The organism is Streptomyces sp. LZ34, from assembly GCF_053890475.1.
Genome location: NZ_CM132680.1, coordinates 320,309 through 345,135, shown reverse-complemented (window position 1 = coordinate 345,135; position 24,827 = coordinate 320,309). Strand labels below are relative to the sequence as shown.

Below are 24,827 nucleotides of genomic sequence, written 5' to 3'. Positions count from 1 at the left end.
ATGGTTCCGCGGTCGGAGTGGTTGCCGGTGGTGTTGTTGGCGGTGGTGAAGTCGGGTGCGGCGTATGTGCCGGTGGATCCGGAGTATCCGGCCGAGCGGGTGGCGTACATGTTGCAGGATGTGGATCCGGTGTGTGTGCTGGGGTCGGCTGAGGCGCTGGCACTGGTGCCGGAGGCGCTGCGTGGCCGCAGGGTGGAGATCCCGGCCGGTGCGGGGGTGCTGGATGGTTATGCGGATTCCGATCTGTCGGCTGTGGAGCGGGGTGGTGTGCTGCGGCCTGAGCATCCGGTGTATGTGATGTATACGTCGGGGTCGACGGGTCGTCCGAAGGGTGTGGTGTTCCCGGCTGGGGCGATGGTGAATCTGCTGGCGTGGCATGGTGGGGTGATGCCTGGGGGTGCGGGCGCGCGTACGGGGCAGTTCGCGTCTTTGGGTTTTGATGCGGCGGCGCATGAGATGTTCTCGGCGTTGTGGTCGGGGAAGTCGCTGGTGGTGCCGCGTGATGATGTGCGTCGGAGTGCGGTGGAGTTGGTGCGGTGGTTCGAGGGGCATGGGGTGGGTGAGTTGTTTGCTCCGATGCCGATGGTGGTGGCGGTGGTGGAGGCTGCGGGTGAGCTGGGGTTGGAGCTTCCGGCTTTGCGGGATGTGGCGCAGGCGGGTGAGGCGCTTGCTGTGCATGCTGGGGTGCGGGAGTTCTTTGGGCGGGTGTCGGGGCGGCGGTTGCACAACTATTACGGGCCGACGGAGACGCATGTGGTGACGGCGTTGTCGTTGGAGGGGGATCCGGAGGGGTGGCCGGTGTTTCCGTCGATCGGGCGTCCGGTGGCCAACAGTCGGGTGTATGTGTTGGACGGGTCGCTGCGGCCGGTGCCGGTGGGGGTGGCCGGTGAGCTGTATTTGGCGGGTGCCCAGCTGGCTCGTGGGTACCACAACCGTCCTGGCCTGACCGCCGAGCGTTTCGTCGCCGACCCGTATGGGCGGGTGGGTGAGCGGATGTATCGCACGGGGGATCTGGCGCGGTGGTGTGCGGATGGCACGGTCGAGTTTTTGGGGCGTGCGGACTTCCAGGTGAAGATCCGTGGTTTCCGGGTGGAGCCGGGTGAGGTCGAGGCGGTCGTTGCCGGGCATCCGGGGGTGGCCCAGGTGGCGGTGGTGGCCCGGGAGGACCGACTGGGGGACAAGCGTCTGGTGGCGTATGTCGTCCCGGAGGCCGGTGCGGCCGAGGTGGTTCACGACGGGGCGGTGGTGGGGCGGGAGTTGCGGGGGTTTGTGGGTGAGCGGTTGCCGGAGTTCATGGTGCCGTCGGCGGTGGTGGTTGTGGACGCGTTGCCGGTGACGGTGAATGGGAAGTTGGACCGGCGTGCGTTGCCCGCGCCGGATTATGCGACGGTGGTCTCTTCTCGCGCGCCACGTGATGCGCGTGAGGAGGCGTTGTGTGAGATCTTCGCCGAGGTGCTGGGCCTGGAGCGGGTCGGGATCGATGACAGCTTCTTCGAGCTGGGCGGCCACTCCCTGCTCGCCACCCGAGTCATCAGCCGCATCCGCACCCGACTGGGCGTGGAACTCCCCCTCCGCACCCTGTTCGAAGCGCCAAGTGTTGTCAATTTGACGGAAAAGCTGGGAACCGCGCAGAAGTCGCACCGGCCCGCACTGCGGCGCATGCCGCGGCCCAAGGAGAACTGATGATTCCTCTTTCCTTTTCTCAGCGTCGTCTGTGGTTCCTCAACCGGCTTGAAGGCGCCGCGTCTTCCACCTACAACCTGCCGATCACCCTTCGGCTGACCGGCACCCTGGACAAGGACGCCTTGGCCGCCGCGCTGCGGGACGTGATCGAGCGGCACGAAAGCCTGCGCACCGTCTTTCCCGAAGGCCCCGACGGCACCCCGCACCAGCGGATCCTTGACACCGACCAGGCATGGACAGGGATAGAGGTGGTGTCGCCGACCACCGAGCAGGAGCTGCACGACGCCCTGTCGGCGTTCCGGACGCGTGGATTCGACGTCACGGTCGATGCCCCCGTACGTGCTCGGCTGTTCGCGGTGGATGAGACCACGCATGTACTGGTGGTGGTGTTGCATCACATCGCGGGCGATGGCTGGTCGATGGCGCCGTTGGCGCGGGACGTGGCGACCGCGTATGAGACTCGTGTGGCGGGCCGGGCTCCGGAGTGGGAGCCGCTGCCGGTGCAGTACGCGGACTATGCGATGTGGCAGCAAGAGCTCCTGGGCGACGTGACCGACCCGGAGAGTCTGATCAGTCAGCAGGTGGAGTACTGGAAGGAGGCGCTGGCCGACCTTCCGGAGCAGGTGGAGCTGCCCGTGGACCGGCCGAGGCCGGCGGTTGCTTCATACCGGGGTGACAGCGTCGAGTTCACCGTGGATGCGGACCTGCACCGGGGACTCGTGGCGCTGGCCCGGGAGTCGGGTGCGAGTGTGTTCATGGTGGTGCAGGCGGCCTTCGCCGTACTCTTGTCGCGGCTGGGCGCGGGTACGGACATTCCGATCGGTTCGCCGATCGCGGGGCGTACGGATGAGGCGTTGGAGGACCTCGTCGGCTTCTTCATCAATTCGCTGGTGTTGCGGACGGATGTGTCGGGTGATCCGACGTTCCGTGAGCTGGTCGGTCGGGTGCGGGAGACCGATCTGGGGGCGTTCGGGCATCAGGATGTGCCGTTCGAGCACTTGGTGGAGGTGCTGAACCCCAGCCGCTCCATGTCGCGGCATCCGCTGTTCCAGATAGCGCTTGCCTTCCAGAACCAGGGCCAACCTGACCTGCAGCTTCCCGGCCTCGCTCTGGGCCTTGAACGGAATGACAGCGCTGGGTCGAAATTCGACCTCTCACTTGGCATGTCGGAGCGGTTCGACGTTGACGGCGCACCGGCAGGCGTGGAAGGCGGATTTGAATACGCGGTTGATCTGTTTGATCGGGTGACGGTTGAGGGGTTGGCGGAGCGGTTTGTTCGGTTGCTGGGTGGGGTGGTGGCTGATCCGGATGGTCGGGTTGGGGGGTTGGAGGTGTTGTCCGCGGGTGAGCGGGCGGAGTTGTTGTCGGGTTGGCAGGGTGAGCGGGTTGAGGTTCCGTGGGCGTCGTTGCCGGTGATGTTTGAGCGGCAGGTGGCGCGTGGTCCTGAGGCGGTGGCGGTCTCTTTTGAGGGTGTTGAGCTGTCGTATGGGGAGTTGAATGCTCGGGCGAATCGGCTGGCCCGGTATCTGATTGGTCATGGTGTGGGTCCGGAGTCCATGGTGGCGTTGGTGTTGCCTCGGGGGCCGGAGTTCCTGGTGGCGATGTTGGCGGTGTTGAAGGCCGGTGGTGCCTATGTGCCGGTGGACCCGCAGTATCCTGCCGAGCGCATCGCGTACATGTTTGAGGATGCGCGTCCGGTCCTGGGCCTGGTGGTTGAGGAAACTCGCGCTGTGGTTCCCGAGGGCGCGTATGTGTTGGTGCTCGGGGATGTGGCGGACTCGGTTGCGGACGAGTCCGGGACGGATCTGTCGGACGGTGAGCGGCTTGGTTGTTTGCTGCCGTCTCATCCGGCGTATGTGATTTACACGTCGGGTTCGACGGGGCGGCCGAAGGGTGTGGTTGTCGGGCACGCCGGTGTGCTGAACCTGGCGCTGGACCATGTGCAGCGGTTGGGGATCGGCGCGGGGAGCCGGTTGCTGCAGTTCGCGTCGCCGAGTTTTGATGCGGCGGTGGCGGACATGTGGCCTGCGTGGCTGGCGGGCGGGGTGCTGGTGTTGGGGTCGGCGGAGCGGTTGGTGCCGGGGGCTGGATTGGCGGGGCTGGTCGCCGAGATGGGGGTGACACATGCGACGTTGCCGCCTGCGACGCTGCCGGTGCTGGCGGAGGCTGGGGGGCTGCCGGAGGGCATGACGTTGGTGGTGGCCGGTGAGGCGTGTTCGGCCGAGGTGGCGCGGGAATGGTCGCCTGGTCGTCGGATGGTGAATATCTATGGTCCGACGGAGGCGACGGTGGCTTCCGTGGCGAGTGAGCCGTTGGCTGGTGGCGGAGTGCCGCCGATCGGGCGGCCGGTGTGGAATACGCGGGCGTATGTGCTGGATGCCGGGCTGCGTCCGGTGCCGGTGGGAGTGGCCGGTGAGCTGTATCTGGCGGGTCCGCAGCTGGCCCGCGGATACCACAACCGACCTGGCCTGACAGCGGACCGTTTTGTCGCCGACCCTCATGGCCAGCAGGGCGAGCGGATGTACCGCACCGGGGACGTGGTGCGCCGCCGCCGGGACGGTGATCTGGACTATGTCGGGCGGGCCGACGAGCAGGTCAAGATCCGCGGATTCCGCATCGAACTGGGAGAGGTGGAGTCGGCGCTGGCCGCGCATCCGGCCATCTCGCAGGCGGTCGTGGTGGCCCGCGAGGATCAGCCTGGCGACAGGCGCCTGGTCGCCTACGTCGTGCCGGTCAGTGGGAACGACCAGCTCGAGGGCGCCGATGTCCGGCGGTTTGTGGGCTCGGTGCTGCCGGAGTTCATGGTGCCGGCGGCCGTGATGGTGTTGGACGCGCTGCCGCTGACCGCTCACCGCAAAGTCGACCGCCGCGCTCTGCCCGCACCCGACTACGCGGTGGTGGTGTCCGGGCGGGGTCCGCGGGACGCCCGCGAGGAAGCACTCTGCGGGATCTTCGCCGAGGTGCTGGGTCTGGACCGGGTCGGCATCGATGACAGCTTCTTCGAGCTGGGCGGCCACTCCCTGCTCGCCACCCGGGTCATCAGCCGCGTCCGCACCGTGATGGACGCGGAACTCCCGTTGCGTGCCATCTTCGAAGGCCCCACGGTCGAGCAGCTCGCCGAACGGTTGGCGATGGAAGGCGCCGCGGCCCGAACGGCGCTGACCCCCGGGGCCCGCCCCGCTGAGATACCCCTGTCGCCCGCCCAGCGTGGACTGTGGCTTCTCAACCGCATCCAGGGTCCCGATGCCTCCACATACAACGTGCCCATCGCGCTGCGACTGACCGGCGAACTGAACCGGGAGGCCCTGGCGACCGCGATCCAGGACGTGATCACACGCCACGAGAGCCTGCGGACGCTTGTCCTGGAGAACGCGGACGGCACACCTTTCCAGAAGGTCATGGATGCCGAGGAGGTTCGGTTCGCCCTGTCCGTGACAGAGGTCTCGGAGGAGAGCCTCTCGGCAGCTGTCGTGGCGGAGGCGGAGCAGGGCTTTGACCTGAGCGCCGACATCCCCGTGCGCGCACGGCTGTTGGTCTTGAGCAGCCATGTGCATGTACTGGTGGTGGTGTTGCATCACATCGCGGGTGATGGCTGGTCGATGACACCTTTGGCGCGGGACGTGGCCTTGGCCTATGAGGCACGAGTGTCCGGGCATGCCCCGGGCTGGGAGCCGTTGCCGGTGCAGTACGCGGACTACGCGCTGTGGCAGCGGGAGCTGCTGGGCGATGAGTCCGATCCGGCGAGCCTGCTCAGTCAGCAGGTGGAGTACTGGAAGAAGACACTGGCCGAGCTGCCCGAGCAGTTGGAGTTGCCCACCGACCGGCCACGGCCCGCCGTGGCTTCGTACCGTGGCGACCGGCTGACCTTCGAAGTCGACGCCGGGGTGCACACGGGTCTGGTGACTCTGGCCCGGGAGTCGGGTGCGAGCCTGTTCATGGTCGTGCGGGCGGCGTTCGCCACGTTGTTGTCGCGGCTGGGTGCGGGTACGGATATCCCGATCGGTTCGCCGATCGCGGGGCGTACGGATGAGGCGTTGGAGGACCTCGTCGGCTATTTCATCAATTCGCTGGTGTTGCGGACGGATGTGTCGGGTGATCCGACGTTCCGTGAGCTGGTCGGTCGGGTGCGGGAGACCGATCTGGGGGCGTTCGGGCATCAGGATGTTCCGTTCGAGCACTTGGTGGAGGTGCTGAACCCGACACGTTCCATGTCGCGGCATCCGCTGTTCCAGGTGATGCTGACCTTCCAGAACAACGCTCAACCCGAGTTCCGGCTTCCGGGGCTGACGTTTTCCGGTGAGTCGAGCGGGGACGGCGCCGCGAAGTTCGACCTGCAGCTCAGCGTGCATGAGCAACAAGGGCCGGATGGCACTCCGGCGGGGTTGGTCGGGGTGTTCGAGTTTGCCGTTGATCTGTTTGATCGGGTGACGGTTGAGGGGTTGGCGGAGCGGTTTGTTCGGTTGCTGGGTGGGGTGGTGGCTGATCCGGATGGTCGGGTTGGGGGGTTGGAGGTGTTGTCCGCGGGTGAGCGGGCGGAGTTGTTGTCGGGTTGGCAGGGTGAGCGGGTTGAGGTTCCGTGGGCGTCGTTGCCGGTGATGTTTGAGCGGCAGGTGGCGCGTGGTCCTGAGGCGGTGGCGGTCTCTTTTGAGGGTGTTGAGCTGTCGTATGGGGAGTTGAATGCTCGGGCGAATCGGCTGGCCCGGTATCTGATTGGTCATGGTGTGGGTCCGGAGTCCATGGTGGCGTTGGTGTTGCCTCGGGGGCCGGAGTTCCTGGTGGCGATGTTGGCGGTGTTGAAGGCCGGTGGTGCCTATGTGCCGGTGGACCCGCAGTATCCTGCCGAGCGCATCGCGTACATGCTCGATGACGCCCGGCCTGCTGTGGTGCTGACGAGCGAGTTGGTGCGGGGTGTTGTGCCGGGTGGTGTGGGGGTGGTGGTGCTTGAGGGCGTTGCGGGTGTTGTGGCGGGTGAGTGTGGTGTTGATGTGGTTGATGGGGAGCGGCGGGGTGTGTTGTTGCCGTCTCATCCGGCGTATGTGATTTATACGTCGGGTTCGACGGGGCGGCCGAAGGGTGTGGTTGTCGGGCATGCGGGGGTGGTGAATCTGGCTCGGGATCATGTGGTGCGTTTGGGTGTTGATGGGGGGAGTCGGTTGTTGCAGTTTGCGTCGCCGAGTTTTGATGCGGCGGTGGCGGATATGTGGCCGGCGTGGCTGGCTGGTGCCGCGCTTGTTCTCGGGTCTGCTGATCGGCTGGTGCCTGGGGCTGAGCTGGCTGCTTTGGTGAGGGAATATGGGGTGTCGCATGTGACGTTGCCGCCTGCGACGTTGCCGGTGTTGGCGGAGGCTGGTGGTTTGCCGGGTGGCGTGACGTTGGTGGTGGCGGGGGAGGCGTGTTCGGCGGAGGTGGTTCGGGAGTGGTCGGTTGGGCGTCGGATGGTGAACGTCTATGGGCCCACTGAGGCGACGGTGGCTTCGACGGCGAGTGAGCCGTTGTCCGCGGGTGTGGAGGGGGTGCCGCCGATCGGGCGGCCGGTGTGGAATACGCGTGCTTATGTGCTGGATGCGGTGTTGCGGCCGGTGCCTGTGGGTGTGGCGGGGGAGTTGTATCTGGCGGGTGCGCAGTTGGCGCGTGGTTATCTGAATCGTCCGGGTCTGAGTGCTGAGCGGTTTGTTGCTGATCCTTTCGGGGTGCCGGGTGCGCGGATGTATCGGACCGGGGATGTTGTGCGTCGTCGCCGTGACGGGCAGCTCGAGTATGTGGGCCGGGCCGATGAGCAGGTGAAGATCCGTGGTTTCCGGGTGGAACTCGGTGAGGTCGAGGCGGTCATTGTCTCGCATCCTCAGGTCGCTCAGGTGACGGTGGTGGCCCGCGAGGAGCGGCCCGGGGACAGGCGTCTGGTCGCTTATGTGGTGCCGGTGGTTGGTCATGAGGGCTTGGACGGTGCCGATATACGCCGTTTCGTGGGCTCGGTGCTGCCGGAGTTCATGGTCCCGGCCGCGGTGGTCACTCTGGCCGAGATTCCCCTGACCGCACACCGCAAGATCGACCGCCACGCTCTGCCCGCCCCCGACTACGCCCAGATCCGGCGGGCACGCGGCCCCCGCGATGCCCGTGAGGAAGCCCTCTGTTCGATCTTCGCTGACGTGCTGGGCCTGGACCGGGTCGGCATCGATGACAGCTTCTTCGAGCTGGGCGGCCACTCCCTGCATGCGACCCGGGTGATCAGCCGCATCCGTGCCCTGTTCGGAACGGAGGTGCCGCCGCGGGCGCTCTTCGAGACCCCGACCGTCGCCCAGCTGAACGCCCGCATGATGGGCGTGCAGGATGCTCGTGCGGCGTTGGTGCCGGCGGACCGTCCGGCCGAGGTGCCGTTGTCCTTCGCCCAGCGGCGGCTGTGGTTCCTCAACCGTTTCGAGGGACCTGGGTCCGCCACGTACAACATGCCCATCGCACTGCGGCTGACCGGACCGCTGGACCGGGATGCACTGCGGGCGGCTTTGGGCGATGTCGTTCTGCGCCACGAGTCGCTGCGCACGGTATTCCCCGAGGCCACTGGCGGCATGCCCGTCCAGCGAGTCCTCGATGCGGCGGCGGCCGTGGTGGAGATGCCGGTCCGGGAGATCCGTGAGGAGGAGGTTCCGGACGCGGTCGCCCAGGCCGCACGGAGCGGCTTCGACCTGACCGTCGAAGTCCCGCTGCGCGCCTCGTTGTTCGCACTGGACGACACCACGCATGTGCTGGTCGTGGTGTTGCATCACATCGCGGCTGATGGCTGGTCGATGGTGCCGTTGGCGCGGGATGTGGCCATGGCCTATGAGGCACGGGTCGCCGGGCGTGCTCCGCAGCGGGAGCCGCTGCCGGTGCAGTATGCGGACTACACGCTGTGGCAGCGGGAGCTACTGGGGGACGAGTCCGATCCGAAGAGCCTGCTGAGTCGGCAGGTCGCCTACTGGACCGAGACACTCGCCGATCTGCCCGAGCAGCTGGACCTGCCCATCGACCGACCCCGCCCGCCCGTGGCCTCCCACCGCGGCGAGACCGTCCCGGTGGCCATCGACGCGCAGTTGCACAAGGGCTTCACTGCCCTGGCCCATGAGTGCGGCGCCAGCGTCTTCATGGTGGTGCAGGCGGCATTCGCGGCACTGCTGTCGCGGGTCGGGGCCGGGACGGACATCCCGATTGGCACGCCCATCGCCGGCCGCACCGACGAGTCCCTCGAGGACCTGGTGGGGTTCTTCGTCAACACATTGGTGCTGCGCACCGATGTGTCCGGCGATCCCACGTTCCGTGAACTGGTCCAGCGGGTCCGTGAGTCCAACCTGGCCGCGTACGCACACCAGGACGTGCCGTTCGAGCACCTGGTGGAGATCCTCAACCCGGCCCGGTCCACCTCCCGGCACCCGCTGTTCCAGGTGATGATCGCCTTCCAGAACAACGAGCGGGCGGAGCTGCGGTTGCCGCAGCTCACGCTCACCGGAGAACTGACGAAGACGCGGTCGTCGAAGTTCGATCTGCTGCTGAACATCACCGAGCAGCATGGTCCCGATGGTGAGCCCGGTGGTCTGGCGGGCGTTCTGGAGTTTGCGGCTGATCTGTTCGACCGGGTGACGGTCGAGGGGTTGGTGGAGCGGTTCGGGCGGTTGTTGGCCGCGGTGGTGGCAGATGCGGACCAGCGGGTGGGTGAGCTGGAGGTTCTGTCCGCGGAAGAGCGGCATGAGCTGCTGGTCCGGCGTAATGACACGGGGGTTGAGGTTCCGTGGGTGTCGTTGCCGGAGGCGTTTGAGGCGCAGGTGGCGCGGGCGCCGGGTGCGGTGGCGGTGGTCTTCGGGGGTGTTGAGCTGTCGTATGGGGAGTTGAATGCTCGGGCGAATCGGTTGGCGCGGTTGTTGGTGGAGTGTGGGGCGGGTCCTGAGCGGGTTGTGGGGTTGATGGTTCCGCGGTCGGAGTGGTTGCCGGTGGTGTTGTTGGCGGTGGTGAAGTCGGGTGCGGCGTATGTGCCGGTGGATCCGGAGTATCCGGCGGATCGGATTGCGTACATGTTGCAGGATGTGGATCCGGTGTGTGTGCTGGGGTCGGGGGAGACGTTGGCGCGGTTGCCGGAGGCGCTGGCTGATCGGGGTGTTGAGGTGGTGTCCGAGGCGTTTGCCGGTTACTCGGACGGTGATCTGTCGGCTGTGGAGCGGGGTGGTGTGCTGCGGCCTGAGCATCCGGTGTATGTGATGTATACGTCGGGGTCGACGGGTCGTCCGAAGGGTGTGGTGTTCCCGGCTGGGGCGATGGTGAATCTGCTGGCGTGGCATGGTCGGGTGATGCCTGGGGGTGCGGGCGCGCGTACGGGGCAGTTCGCGACGTTGAGCTTTGATGCGGCGGCGCATGAGATGTTCTCGGCGTTGTGGTCGGGGAAGTCGCTGGTGGTGCCGCGTGATGATGTGCGCCGCAGCGCGGTGGAGTTGGTGCGGTGGTTCGACCGGCATGGCGTTGGCGAGTTGTTCGCCCCGATGCCGATGGTGGAGGCGGTCGCCGAGGCGGCTGCCGAGCTGGGCCTGGAACTCCCGGGGTTGGCGCATGTGGCGCAGGCAGGCGAGGCGCTGACGGTGCATGCGTCGGTCCGGGAGTTCTTCTCGCAGGTGCCTGGACGCAGGCTGCACAACTATTACGGGCCGACCGAGACGCATGTGGTGACGGCGTTGTCGCTGGATGGGCCGGCCGAGCAGTGGCCGGTGTTCCCGTCGATCGGGCGGCCGGTGGCCAACAGCCGGGTGTACGTCCTGGATGACCGTCTGCGGCCGGTGCCGGTGGGCGTAGCGGGCGAACTGTACATGGCGGGCGATCAGTTGGCTCGAGGCTATCGGAACCGGCCTGGACTGACCGCTGAGCGGTTCGTCGCCGACCCGTACGGCGCGCCCGGTGAGCGCGTGTACCGTACCGGTGACCTCGCGCGGTGGCGTGCGGACGGCACGGTGGACTTCCTGGGCCGAGCGGACTTCCAGGTCAAGATCCGCGGTTTCCGGGTCGAGCCGGGGGAGATCGAAGCGGTCCTCGCCACACATCCACAGGTCGCCCAGGCGGCGGTGGTGGCCCGCGAGGACCGGCCCGGTGACAAGCGCCTCGTCGCCTACGCCGTCCCTCACACGGAAGGCGATGTCGACGGAGCCGAAGTACGCCGCTTCCTGAGCGGCCGACTCCCTGAGTTCATGGTCCCGGCCGCGGTCGTGACCCTCCCGGTGCTGCCCCTGACCCCCAACGGCAAGCTGGACCGGCGCGCCCTGCCCGCACCCGAGTACGGCGCCCCCTCCGGCCGCGGTCCGCGGAATGGAAGCGAGCAAGTCCTCTGCGCGGCCTTCGCCGAGGTACTGGGTGTGGAGCGGGTCGGGATCGACGACAGCTTCTTCGACCTGGGCGGCCACTCCCTGCTCGCCACCCGCCTCATCAGCCGCATCCGCACCCGCCTCGACGTCGAACTTCCCCTCCGCACCCTGTTCGAGGGCCCGACCGTGGCCCAGCTGGCCGAGCGGATAGCGGATTCCACGAAGGCGCGCGCGGCCCTGATCCCGATGCACCGCCCTGCCCAGGTGCCGCTGTCCTACGCCCAGCGCAGGCTCTGGTTTCTCAACCGCCTCGAGGGCGACACGGCGTCGACATACAACATGCCCATCGTCCTGCGGCTGACAGGAGTCGTCGACCGTGAGGTGCTGCGCGCGGCGCTTCGCGACGTGGTCGCCAGGCACGAGTCACTGCGGACCGTGTTCCCCGAAGGCGCGGACGGAGTTCCGTACCAGGAGGTCGTCGACGCGGAGCAAGCGTCCGTGACCTTGAACATGACCGAAGCGACACCGGAGACACTGCCGGAGCTCGTGGCGATCGAGGCCACGCGCGGCTTCGATCTGACGGTTGACGTCCCCTTGCGGGTTCAGCTGTTCGCGCTGGCTGAGGACGTGCACGTGCTGGTGGTGGTGTTGCATCACATCACCGGTGACGGCTGGTCGATGGGGCCGTTGGCGCGGGATGTGGCAGCGGCCTATGAGGCCCGGGTTGCCGGGCGCGCTCCGCGGTGGGAGCCGTTGCCGGTGCAGTACGCGGACTATGCGCTGTGGCAGCGGGAGCTGCTGGGGGACGAGTCCGACCCCGGCAGCGTGATCAGCCGGCAGGTCGCGTACTGGAAAGAGAAGCTCACCGGTCTGCCGGAGCAGTTGGAGCTGCCGGTGGACCGGGCGCGTCCCGCGGTGGCCTCGTATCGGGGCGACAGCGTCGGGTTCACGTTGGACGCGGAGGTACACCGCGGGCTCGTCACCCTGGCAAGGGAGTCGGGTGCGAGTGTGTTCATGGTGGCGCAAGCGGCGTTCGCGGCGCTGTTGTCGCGGATGGGGGCGGGGACGGACATCCCGATCGGCACGCCCATCGCCGGCCGTACCGACGAAGCTCTCGACGACCTGGTGGGGTTCTTCGTCAACACACTGGTGCTGCGCACCGATGTGTCCGGCGATCCCACGTTCCGTGAACTGGTCGAGCGGGTCCGCGAGACCGACCTGGCCGCCTATGCGCACCAGGACGTGCCGTTCGAGCACCTGGTGGAGATCCTCAACCCGGCACGGTCGATGTCGCGGAATCCTCTTTTCCAGGTGGCTTTGGCCTTCCAGCACCAGAGCCAGCCTGACCTCGAACTTCCCGGTGTTTCGCTGAGCATTGAGCCGAGCGACAGTGCGGCGGCGAAGTTCGACCTCTCTTTGGGACTTTCGGAGCGGTTCGACGGCGCGGGCGCACCGGCGGGCCTGGACGGCGGATTCGAATACGCCACCGACCTGTTCGATCGGGTGACGGTTGAGGAGTTGGTGGGTCGGTTCGGCCGGCTGTTGGCTGCTGCGGCGGCCGATCCTGACCAGCCGGTTGGTGCCCTGGACATTCTGTCGGTGGGGGAGCGTGAGGAGCATCTCACTGGGTGGCAGGGTGAGCGGGTTGAGGTTCCGTGGGCGTCGTTGCCGGCGATGTTCGAGGAGCGGGTGGCGCGGACGCCTGAGGCGACTGCTGTTGTCTTCGAAGGTGTTGAGCTCTCCTACGGGGAGCTGAATGCTCGGGCGAACCGGTTGTCCAGGTATCTGGTCGGGCAGGGTGCCGGCCCGGAGGCGCGGGTGGCGTTGGTGCTGCCGCGTTCGCCGGAGCTGATGGTGGCGATGTTGGCGGTACTCAAAGCGGGGGCGGCGTATGTGCCGGTGGATCCGGAGTATCCGGCCGAGCGGATCGCGTACATGCTGGGTGATTCCCGGCCTGCTGTGGTGCTGACGAGCGAGTTGGTGCGGGGTGTTGTGCCGGGTGGTGTGGGGGTGGTGGTGCTTGAGGGCGTTGCGGGTGTTGTGGCGGGTGAGTGTGGTGTTGATGTGGTTGATGGGGAGCGGCGGGGTGTGTTGTTGCCGTCTCATCCGGCGTATGTGATTTATACGTCGGGTTCGACGGGGCGGCCGAAGGGTGTGGTTGTCGGGCATGCGGGGGTGGTGAATCTGGCTCGGGATCATGTGGTGCGTTTGGGTGTTGATGGGGGGAGTCGGTTGTTGCAGTTTGCGTCGCCGAGTTTTGATGCGGCGGTGGCGGATATGTGGCCGGCGTGGCTGGCTGGTGCCGCGCTTGTTCTCGGGTCTGCTGATCGGCTGGTGCCTGGGGCTGAGCTGGCTGCTTTGGTGAGGGAATATGGGGTGTCGCATGTGACGTTGCCGCCTGCGACGTTGCCGGTGTTGGCGGAGGCTGGTGGTTTGCCGGGTGGCGTGACGTTGGTGGTGGCGGGGGAGGCGTGTTCGGCGGAGGTGGTTCGGGAGTGGTCGGTTGGGCGTCGGATGGTGAACGTCTATGGGCCCACTGAGGCGACGGTGGCTTCGACGGCGAGTGAGCCGTTGTCCGCGGGTGTGGAGGGGGTGCCGCCGATCGGGCGGCCGGTGTGGAATACGCGTGCTTATGTGCTGGATGCGGTGTTGCGGCCGGTGCCTGTGGGTGTGGCGGGGGAGTTGTATCTGGCGGGTGCGCAGTTGGCGCGTGGTTATCTGAATCGTCCGGGTCTGAGTGCTGAGCGGTTTGTTGCTGATCCTTTCGGGGTGCCGGGTGCGCGGATGTATCGGACCGGGGATGTTGTGCGTCGTCGCCGTGACGGGCAGCTCGAGTATGTGGGCCGGGCCGATGAGCAGGTGAAGATCCGTGGTTTCCGGGTGGAACTCGGTGAGGTCGAGGCGGTCATTGTCTCGCATCCTCAGGTCGCTCAGGTGACGGTGGTGGCCCGCGAGGAGCGGCCCGGGGACAGGCGTCTGGTCGCTTATGTGGTGCCGGTGGTTGGTCATGAGGGCTTGGACGGTGCCGATATACGCCGTTTCGTGGGCTCGGTGCTGCCGGAGTTCATGGTCCCGGCCGCGGTGGTCACTCTGGCCGAGATTCCCCTGACCGCACACCGCAAGATCGACCGCCACGCCCTGCCCGCCCCCGACTACGCCCAGGCAGTGACCTTCCGTGCCCCGCGCACGGAGCGTGAGCAGGCCCTGTGCGGGATTTTCGCTGATGTGCTGGGCCTGGACCGGGTCGGCATCGACGACAGCTTCTTCGACCTGGGCGGCCACTCCCTGCTGGCCACCCGGGTCATCAGCCGCGTCCGCACCGTGCTGAACGTGGAACTCCCACTGCGCGCCCTCTTCGAAGGCCCCACGGTCGAGCAGCTGGTTCGGCGGATCGAGCAGGCGGACACGGCGCGTGCCGCGCTGGTCCCGGCCGTCCGGCCCACGTATGTGCCACTGTCCTACGCCCAGCGCAGGCTCTGGTTCCTCAACCGCTACGAAGGCTCGACGTCTTCCACGTACAACATGCCCATCGCACTGCGGCTGACCGGGCCGCTGGACCGGGACGCGCTGCGGGCGGCGCTGCGGGACGTCGTGACCCGCCACGAGACCCTGCGCACCTCGTTCCCGGAAGGGCCCGACGGCGCTCCCTTCCAGCGTGTCCTGGACGCCGACGCGTGCGGCGGCCTCGACCTGCCTGCCGAGGTTGTCACCGACGACCACCTGACGTCGCGGCTGGCGGAACTGGTCGACCAGGGATTCGACTTGACGGCCGAGACGCCCCTGCGGGCCCGCCTCTTCGAGCTCGGCCAGGACGTTCACGTCCTGTTGGTGGTCCTGCACCACATAGCCGGAGACGGCTGGTCGATGGCGCCTCTGGCCCGCGACCTGGCCACCGCCTATGAGGCTCGCGTGGCGAGTGCCGCCCCGGCCTGGCGGCCGCTGCCGGTGCAGTATGCCGACTACACCCTCTGGCAACGGGCGACCTTGGGAGATGAGTCCGATCCGGAGAGCGTCCTGAACCAGCAGCTCGATTACTGGACCACCGCGCTGTCCGACCTGCCCGAACAGCTCGAGCTGCCCACGGACCGCCCCCGCCCCCTCGTCGCGGACCACCGCGGTGAGCGCGTCCCCTTCACGCTGGATGCCGACGTCCACCGAGAGCTCACCGGCCTCGCCCGCGAGTCGGGCGCGAGCATGTTCATGGTGGTGCAGGCGGCACTCGCCGCGCTGCTGTCGCGGCTCGGCGCGGGCACGGATATCCCCATCGGCTCGCCGATCGCCGGGCGTACCGACGAGGCCCTGGACGACCTCGTCGGCTTCTTCGTCAACACACTGGTGCTGCGGACGGATGTGTCCGGCGACCCGACCTTCCGTGAACTGGTGGAACGGGTGCGGGAGACGGACCTGGCGGCGTACGCCCACCAGGACGTGCCGTTCGAGCACCTGGTGGAGGTGCTCAACCCCGTCCGCTCGACATCCCGGCATCCCCTGTTCCAGGTGATGCTGGCGTTCCAGAACAACGAACGAGCACAACTCCGCCTGCCGCGGCTCACCGTGTCCGCCGACGACACGCCGGGGGACGTCGCCCGGTTCGACCTGTCGGTGACCATCAGCGAGCGCCGCGCCGAGGACGGCAGCGTGGACGGTCTGACGGGTGCCTTCGAGTGTGCCACCGACCTGTTCGACCGGGACACGGCCGAGACGATGGTTGCGAGATTCCTGCGCCTGCTGGAACTGCTGGTCACCGACCCCGCCCGGCGCATCGGAACGGTCGACGTACTGGAACCGGGCGAGCGGGAGCTGCTGCTGCACGGCCTGAACGACACGGCGGTGCCGGTGCCGGCCGTGACGGTGCCGCAGCTGTTCGAACGGCAGGCCGCTGCGACGCCGGACGCGACGGCACTTGTATTCGGGGAAGCCAGCCTTTCGTACGCCGAGTTGAACGCCCGGGCGAACCGGCTCGCGCACTGGCTCATCGAGCGAGGCGTGGGCCTCGATGAGCGGGTGGCGTTGACGCTGCCGAGGTCAGTGGAGCTGGTGGTGGCACTCCTGGGGGTGCTGAAGGCAGGCGGCGCCTATGTGCCCATCGACATGGACCACCCGCAGGCGCGCGTGGACTTCATGCTGAAGGACTCGGCCCCGCTGCTGGTGCTCGGCCCGGAGGACCTGGCGGCGGACTTCGGCCAGTACCCGAGCACCGATCCGGCGGTGGCCGGTCCGTCGCTCGGCAACGCCGCGTACGTGATCTACACCTCCGGCTCGACCGGCACCCCGAAGGGCGTGGTCGTCTCGCACGGGGCACTGGTCAACCTGCTGGCACCGCTGCGGGAGCGGCTCGCGTTGCGACCGGCCGACCGGCTGCTGGCGGTGGCGACCATCGCGTTCGACATCGCGACCGTGGAGGTGTTCCTGCCGCTGCTCGCGGGCGCCGGGCTGGTCCTGACCGAGAAGACAACGGTGTCCCACCCCGCGGCGATGCGGGAGGAGATCCGGCGCGCCGGGGTGACCGTCATGCAGGCGACGCCGTCGCTGTGGCAGATGCTGGTCACCCATGACCCCGGCGTTGTGCGCGGACTGCGTGTGCTGGCCGGAGGCGAGGCGCTGCCCGCCGCCCTCGCCGACATCCTGTGCGAGCACGCCGTCGAGGTCACCAACATGTACGGGCCGACCGAGACCACCATCATGTCCACACTGGCCGACGTGACCGCCGGCACCGGCACCCCGCCCATCGGGCGGCCGGTCGCGAACACCCAGGTGTACGTCCTGGACGAGCGCCTGCGACCGGTCCCCTCGGGCACGACCGGCGAGCTCTACATCGCCGGGCACGGGCTGGCCCGCGGATATCTCGGCCGTAGGGCCCTCACCGCTGAACGCTTCGTGGCAAACCCGCACGAGGCCGCCGGATCGCGGATGTACCGCACCGGCGACCTCGCCCGCTGGAACAGCGCGGGCCTGCTGGAATACGCGGGACGCGCGGACAGCCAGGTCAAGATCCGCGGCTTCCGTATCGAACCGGGCGAGATCGAGACCGCTCTCGCGCAGCACCCGCAGGTCGCCCAGGCGGCAGTGGTGGCGCGCGAGGACCGGCCGGGCGACACGCGACTGGTCGGATACGTTGTCGCCGCGCCCGCCCCGGCAGCCGACCCGCGCGGCTCCGAAGGCGCCGAACGTGGCAGCGCCGGACCCGACGGCGCCGAGCTGAGGCGCTTCGTCGCAGACCTGCTGCCCGAGTACATGGTCCCCGCCGCGGTGCTCGTCCTCGACGCCCTGCCGCTGACCCCGAACGCGAAGCTGGACCGGCGCGCCCTTCCCGAACCGGAGTACCGGGGCCCGGCCTCGGGACGCGCTGCGCGGGATGCCCGCGAGGCGGCCCTGTGCGGGATCTTCGCCGACGTGCTGGGCCTGGACCGGGTCGGTATCGACGACAGCTTCTTCGAGCTGGGTGGACACTCCCTGCTCGCCACCCGCGTGACCAGCCGTATCCGCACCGTGCTGGGTGTGGAGGTACCGCTGCGGGCCGTGTTCGAGGCGCCGTCGGTGGCCCGCCTCGCGGAACGCCTCGCCGACACCGAAGGGGCGCGTGGGGCGCTTGCGCCGATGCCCCGGCCCGCCGAGGTGCCCCTGTCGTTCGCGCAGCGCCGGCTGTGGTTCCTCAACCGCTTCGAGGGGCCCGGCTCGGCCACCTACAACATGCCCCTTGCCTTCCGGCTGACGGGCGCACTGGACCGGGAGGCGCTGCGGTCCGCGCTGCATGACGTCGTCGTGCGGCACGAGTCGCTGCGCACCGTCTTCCCCGAAGGTGCCGACGGCGTGCCCTTCCAGCGCGTCCTGGCCCCGGCCGAGGCGGTGCCGGAGGTGCCGGTACGCGAGGTCCGCGAGGAGGAGGTGGCGGACGCGGTGGACCGGACCGCGGGGTATGGATTCGACCTGAGGTCCGAACTGCCCCTGCGCGCGGAGCTGTTCTCGGTGGAGGACGGTTCGCATGTCCTGGTGGTGGTGTTGCACCACATCGCCGGCGACGGGTGGTCGATGGTCCCGCTGGCGCGTGACGCGGCCACGGCGTACGCGGCCAGGGTCAGCGGCGGCATCCCGCGGTGGGAGCCATTGCCGGTGCAGTACGCGGACTACGCGTTGTGGCAGCGTGGGCTGCTGGGGGATGAGTCGGATTCCGGAAGTCTGCTCAGTCGGCAGGTGGAGTTCTGGAAGGGAGCGTTGGCGGGGGTTCCGGAGCAGTTGGAGTTGCCGGTGGATCGGCCGCGGCCGGTGGTGGCGTCGTTCCGGGGTGAGCAGGTGGCGTTCGAGGTGGACGCGGGGGTGCATGCGGGGCTCGCGAAGCTGGCGCGTGAGTCGGGTGCGAGTGTGTTCATGGTGGTGCGGGCGGCGTTCGCGGCGCTGCTGTCGCGGCTTGGCGCGGGGACGGATATTCCGATCGGTTCGCCGGTGGCGGGGCGTACGGATGAGGCGTTGGACGATCTGGTCGGGTTCTTCGTCAACACGCTGGTGCTGCGGACGGACCTGTCGGGTGATCCGACGTTCCGTGAGCTGGTGGGGCGGGTGCGGGAGACGGACCTGGCGGCTTTCGCGAACCAGGATGTGCCGTTCGAGCATCTGGTGGAGGTGTTGAACCCGGCGCGGTCGATGTCCCGGCATCCGCTGTTCCAGGTGATGCTGGCCTTCCAGAACAACGAACGGGCCCAGTTCCATATGCCTGGGCTGGACATGGAGACCCTCACGACCGACGGCTCGGCCAAGTTCGACCTGTTCCTCAGCGTCGCCGAGACAAGCACCGGCGACGGAGGTTCGGGCGGCCTCGCGGGCGTCCTGACCTTCGCGGTCGACCTCTTCGATCGAGCGACCGCCTCGAGCCTGGTCGAACGGTTCAGCCGAGTGCTGTCCGCTGTGGTGTCCGACGCGGACCAGCCCATCGGTTCGCTCGAGGTGCTGTCCGACGCGGAGCGGCATGACCTGCTGGTCCGTCGCAACGACACGGGGGTTGAGGTTCCGTGGGTGTCGTTGCCGGAGTTGTTCGAGGAGCGGGCGGCTGGTGATCCGGATGCGGTGGCGGTCGTTTTTGAGGGGACGGAGTTGTCGTACGGGGAGTTGAACGCTCGGGCGAATCGGCTGGCGCGGTTGTTGGTGGAGCGTGGGGCGGGGCCTGAACGGGTTGTGGGGTTGATGCTGCCGCGCTCGGAGTGGTTGCCGGTGGTGTTGTTGGCGGTCGTGAAGTCGGGTGCGGCGTATGTGCCGGTGGATCCGGAGTATCCGGCCGAGCGGGTGGCGTACATGTTGCAGGACGCTGATCCGGTGTGTGTGCTGGGGTCGGCTGAGGCGCTGGCACTGGTGCCGGAGGCGCTGCGTGGCCGGGGCGTGGAGATCCCGGCCGGTGCCGAGGTGCTGGACGGGTATGCGGATGCCGATCTGACGGATGCCGAGCGGGGCGGGGCGCTGCTGCCGGAGCATCCGGTGTATGTGATGTACACCTCGGGGTCGACGGGTCGTCCGAAGGCCGTGGTGTTCCGAGCCGGGGCCATGGCCAATCTGCTGGCCTGGCACCGCACGGAACGCGCGGCCGGGACCAAGGTGACGACTGCCCACTTCACCTCGATCAGCTTCGACGTCGCGGCACAAGAGATGTTCTCTGCCCTGTGGTCGGGCGGGACCCTCGCGGTACCGCGCGAAGACGTCCGGCGCAGCCCGGCGGACCTGGTCCGATGGCTCGACCGGTACGGCGTGAACGAACTGTTCGCACCGAATCCGGTGATCGAGGCGGTCGCGGAAGCGGCGCATGAACTGGGCCTGGACCTCCCGGCACTGCGGCATGTGGCGCAGGCGGGCGAAGCGCTGGCCGCCCACGCTCCGGTACGGGAGTTCTTCGGCCGGGTCCCGGGACGGCGGTTGCACAACCACTACGGGCCGACGGAGACGCACGTGGCCACCGCGCTGTCGTTGGGGGGCGAGCCGGAGGAGTGGCCGGTGTTCCCGTCGATCGGCCGTCCGGTGGTCAATAGCCGGGTGTATGTGCTGGACGCTGCCCTGCGCCCGGTGCCGGTGGGGGTGGCCGGTGAGCTGCATCTGGCAGGGGCACAGCTGGCCCGCGGGTATCACAACCGCCCTGGCCTGACCGCCGAGCGTTTCGTCGCCGACCCGTACGGGCGGGCGGGCGAGCGGATGTATCGCACGGGGGATCTGGCGCGGTGGCGTGCGGATGGCACGGTCGAGTTCCTGGGACGCGCGGACTTCCAGGTGAAGATCCGCGGCTTCCGAGTCGAGCCCGGCGAGATCGAGGCCGCCATCGCCGCGTATCCGGGGGTCGCCCGGGTGGCGGTGGTGGCGCGGGAGGACCGGCCCGGTGACAAGCGGCTGGCCGCCTATGTGGTCCCGGAGCCCGGCATGGGCGAGAGGGTCGACGGAGGCGAGGTGCGTAGTTTCCTGAGCGGTCGCCTGCCGGACTTCATGATCCCGGCCGCCGTGGTCGTGCTGGACGCCCTGCCCCTCACCCCCAATCGCAAGCTCGACCGGCGCGCCCTTCCCGCGCCCGAGTACGGGGCGCAGGCCGTCGGGCGCGCTCCGCGGGACGGGCGCGAGGAGGTGTTGTGTGCGGTCTTCGCCGAGGTGCTGGGGGTGGAGCGGGTCGGAGTCGACGACAACTTCTTCGACCTCGGCGGGCATTCCCTGCTGGCCACCCGCGTGGTCAGCCGCGTCCGCGCGGTGCTGGGGGTGGAGCTGCCGTTGCGGGCCCTCTTCGAAGGGCCGTCGGTGGCCCGGCTCGCCGAACGGCTGGCGGGGGCGGGGAAGGCGCGGACGGCGTTGCTGCCCCGGCCACGACCGGCCGAAGTGCCGTTGTCCCACGCGCAGCGGCGGCTGTGGTTCCTCAACCGTTTCGAGGGGGCGGCCGGGGCCACGTACAACATGCCCCTCGCCTTGCGGCTGACGGGCGGGTTGGACCGTGCGGCGCTCAGCGCGGCCCTACGGGATGTGGTGGCGCGGCACGAGTCACTGCGGACCGTGTTCCCGGAGGGGGCGGACGGGAGCCCGTGCCAGCGTGTGGTGGCGGTGGACGAGGCCCGCCCGGTGTTGGAGGCGGTGCGCGTGAGCGAGGCGGAGCTGCGGGAAGCAGTAGCCGCGGAGGCGGCCCGCGGCTTCGACCTGACGGTCGATGTGCCCTTGCGGGCGTCGTTGTTCACGCCGGATGACTCCACGCATGTGCTGGTGGTGGTGTTGCACCACATCGCGAGCGATGGTTGGTCGATGGCACCGCTGGCACGGGACGTGGCCGCGGCGTATGAGGCGCGTGCGGCCGGTCGTGCTCCGCGGTGGGAGCCGCTGCCGGTGCAGTACGCGGACTACGCGCTGTGGCAGCGGGAACTCCTGGGCGACGAATCCGACCCGGACAGCCTGCTGCGCCGGCAGATCGACTACTGGACCGCGGCCCTGGCCGGCCTCCCCGAGCAACTGGAGCTGCCGACGGACCGCGGCCGCCCGACGGCGGCCTCGTACCGGGGTGCCGGTGTGCCGGTCTCGGTCGACGCGCGCGTTCACCAGGGCCTGGCCGACCTCGCCCGTGCGTCGGGCGCCAGCGTCTTCATGGTGGCGCAGGCGGCGTTCGCGACACTGCTGTCCCGCCTGGGCGCGGGGACGGACATCCCGATCGGCTCGCCGATCGCCGGGCGCACCGACGAGGCCCTGGACGACCTCGTCGGCTTCTTCATCAACACGCTGGTGCTGCGCACCGACCTGTCCGGCGACCCCACGTTCCGGGAACTGATCGGTCGGGTCAGGGAGACGGACCTGTCCGCGTACGCCCACCAGGACGTGCCGTTCGAGCACCTGGTGGAAGTGCTCAACCCGGCACGGTCCACCTCCCGGCACCCCCTCTTCCAGGTGATGCTGACCCTCCAGAACAACGTCCCGGCCGAGGCCCGGCTCACCGGCCTGACCCTGGCCGAGGAAGCGACGCCCATCGCCACGGCCAAGTTCGACCTGTCGCTGAGCCTGCGGGAGACGGAGAGCGCCGAGGGCCGTCCGGCGGGGCTTGTCGGAGTCTTCGAGTACGCCACCGACCTGTTCCACCGGGTGACGGTCGAGGAGATGGCAGAGCGGTTCGACCGGTTGCTGGCCGCCGTGGTGGCGGCTCCGGACCGGCCGATCGGCGCCCTGGACATCCTGTCCCCGCGGGAGCGTGAGGACCTGCTGGACGGTTGGCAGGGCCCCCGTGCCGAGGTTGCGCCCCGGCCACTGGCGGAGCTCTTCGAGGAGCAGGCGGCCCGTACTCCCGAGGCGACGGCCCTCGTCTGCGAGCAGGTCCGGCTCGATTACGCGGAGCTGAACGCGCGCGCGAACCGGCTCGCCAGGTTCCTGATCGGACGGGGTGCCGGTCCGGAGGACGTGGTGGGACTGGTGCTGCCACGCTCCGTGGACATGGTGGTGGCGATGCTGGCGGTGCTGAAGACAGGCGCCGCGTATCTGCCGGTCGACCCGCGGTACCCGGCCGGCCGCATCGCCGCCATGCTCGACGACGCCGAACCCGCCGTGGTGGTCACCGACGGATCGGTGCTGAGTTCGGTGCCGGGCGACGCGACCGCGGTGGTGCTCGAGGACGTCGCGGACCTGGTCGCACGCGAGTCCGACCACAACGTGCCGGACGGGCAACGCCGCAGCGGCCTGCTGCCGGACCACCCCGCGTACGTGATCTACACCTCGGGGTCAACGGGCAAGCCGAAGGGCGTCGTCGTCACGCACGGGGCGATCAGCGGCCATCTGTCGTGGATGGCGGAGGCGTACCCGCTGAGCGGCGCGGACAAGGTGCTCGCCCGAACGTCGTTCAGCTTCGACGCGGCCGTGTGGGAGACCTGGCTGCCGCTCATCTCGGGAGCCGTGGCGCAGGTGGTGTCCGCCGACGTCGCTGCTGACCCCCACCAGCTGGCCGCCCACATCACGAGCCACGCCATCACGGTCGCCCAGATGGTCCCCTCCCTGCTGCCCGAGCTGTGTGCCGCCGCCGTGGCGGCGGGCAGCACCGGAGAGTCGCTGCGGTGGCTGTTCGTGGGCGGCGAACCGCTGCCCACCGCCTTGGCGGAGCTCGTCGGGGACACCTGGGGCGTGCCGTGCGTCAACCTGTACGGACCCACCGAATCGACCGTCCAGGTCACCCACCACAAGGGGAGGGGCGGCACCGGCGACACCGGCCCGGGGAACGACAGCTACCTACCGGTCGGCCGCCCGGTGCGGGGCGTACGGGCCTACGTCCTCGATGGCCGGCTGCGGCCGGTACCCGTGGGCGTCCCCGGCGAGCTGTATCTGGCCGGCGACCAGCTGGCGCGCGGCTATGCCAACCGCTCCGGCCTGACCGCCGAGCGGTTCGTCGCCGACCCCTACGGGCCTCCAGGGACACGCATGTACCGGACCGGCGACCTCATGCGCCGGCGCCGGACGGGCGAGCTCGAGTTCCTCGGGCGGATCGACGAACAGGTCAAGCTGCGCGGATTCCGCATCGAACTCGGCGAAGTGGAAGCGGCGTTGCTGGCACGGTGGCAGATCGCCCAGGCCGCCGTCCTCGTACGTGAGGACCGCCCGGGGGACAAGCGCCTGGTCGCCTACGTCGTGCCCGCCGACGGCACCCCGCTCGACACCGACGAACTGCGCGGCCGCCTGGGCGCCGTCCTGCCGGACTTCATGGTGCCCACGGCCGTGGTGGCCCTGGAGGGGTTCCCGCTCACGCCCAATGGGAAGCTCGACCGGCCTGCCCTTCCGGCCCCCACCTTCGTGGCCGACTCCGGGCGCGCCCCGCGCAACCCCCAGGAAGAGGCCCTCTGCGGCCTGTTCGCGGAGGTCCTGGGCGTGACCGGAGTGGGCATCGACGACAACTTCTTCGACCTCGGCGGCCACTCCATGCTGGCCACCCGCCTGATCACCAGGATCAGAACGGTGTTCGGTGTCGGCGTCTCGCTGCGGGCCTTGTTCGAGGCCCCCACCGTCGCGCGGCTGCTCCAGTGGTTCGACGGCGACGACATGGGGGACGGCCTGGCGATGCTGATGCCGCTCAGGGCGGAGGGCAGCCGGCCACCGCTGTTCTGCGTCCATCCCGCCAGCGGTCTCAGCTGGGGATACGTCGGAATGCTGCAGCACCTCGGGCCCGACCAGCCGGTGTACGGGCTACAGGCGCGAGGCATAGCGGAGGAAAGCGATCTGCCGGCCTCCCTCGAGGAGATGGCCCGCGACTACGTGGAACAGATACGCACGGTCCAGCCGTCGGGCCCGTACCGGATCCTCGGCTGGTCGTTCGGGGCCCTGGCCGCGTACGCGGTCGCCACCATCCTTCAGGAGCAGGGTGAGTCCATCTCGCTCCTGGCGCTCCTCGACGGATACCCGCCGAACCAGCCCGGCGCCGACAGCGATCCCGGGTTCGAGCCGGACGACGAGACGGTCCTGCGGGGCCTGCTGCGCGACATGGGAATCGACGAGGATCCGTACGACGGCTCCATGCCTCCGCTCGAGAAGGCGGCGGATCTGCTGCGCCGGCAGGGCGGCGCCCTGACCGGGCTCGACGAGAAGACGCTCGCCCGGGTGGTGGCGGTCTGCGCCAACGGCATGCGGATGTCCTCACGCTTCGGCCCGGCGGTGTTCCGCGGCGACGTGGAGTTCTTCACCGCCACCGCGGGCAGGCCCGAACGGCTCGACGCCTTCGACCTGTGGGCCCCCTATGTGGACGGAGCCATCAACAACCACCCCGTCGACTGCTCACACACCGACATGACCACCTCGGGTCCGCTCAAGGAGATCTCCCACGTGATCGCAGGGAAGCTTGCCGAGAACCGGAACGAGGGAGGCCGGTGA

2 protein-coding genes (1 of these 2 cut by a window edge) are annotated in these 24,827 nt (G+C 68.9%); both read left to right on the top strand.

The annotated features are described in order from the left end of the window. On the top strand, window positions 1–1,683 hold the end of the coding sequence (locus ACWY4P_RS01505) for an amino acid adenylation domain-containing protein (protein ID WP_456208248.1). 14,355 nt of this gene lie to the left of the window's left edge; 1,683 of the gene's 16,038 nt are visible here — the last part of the coding sequence; the start codon falls outside the window, past its left edge; the stop codon is at window positions 1,681–1,683. Next, window positions 1,683–24,827 (top strand): non-ribosomal peptide synthase/polyketide synthase, encoded by a 23,145-nt coding sequence (locus ACWY4P_RS01500; protein ID WP_456208247.1) that lies wholly within the window; start codon window positions 1,683–1,685, stop codon window positions 24,825–24,827. Before ACWY4P_RS01505 ends, ACWY4P_RS01500 begins: the two co-directional genes overlap by 1 nt.

What these genes read in the sequence shown, in the direction of transcription:
- ACWY4P_RS01500 (WP_456208247.1), top strand. Translation starts at nt 1,683, where the DNA reads ATGATTCCTCTTTCCTTTTCTCAGCGTCGTCTGTGGTTCCTCAACCGG.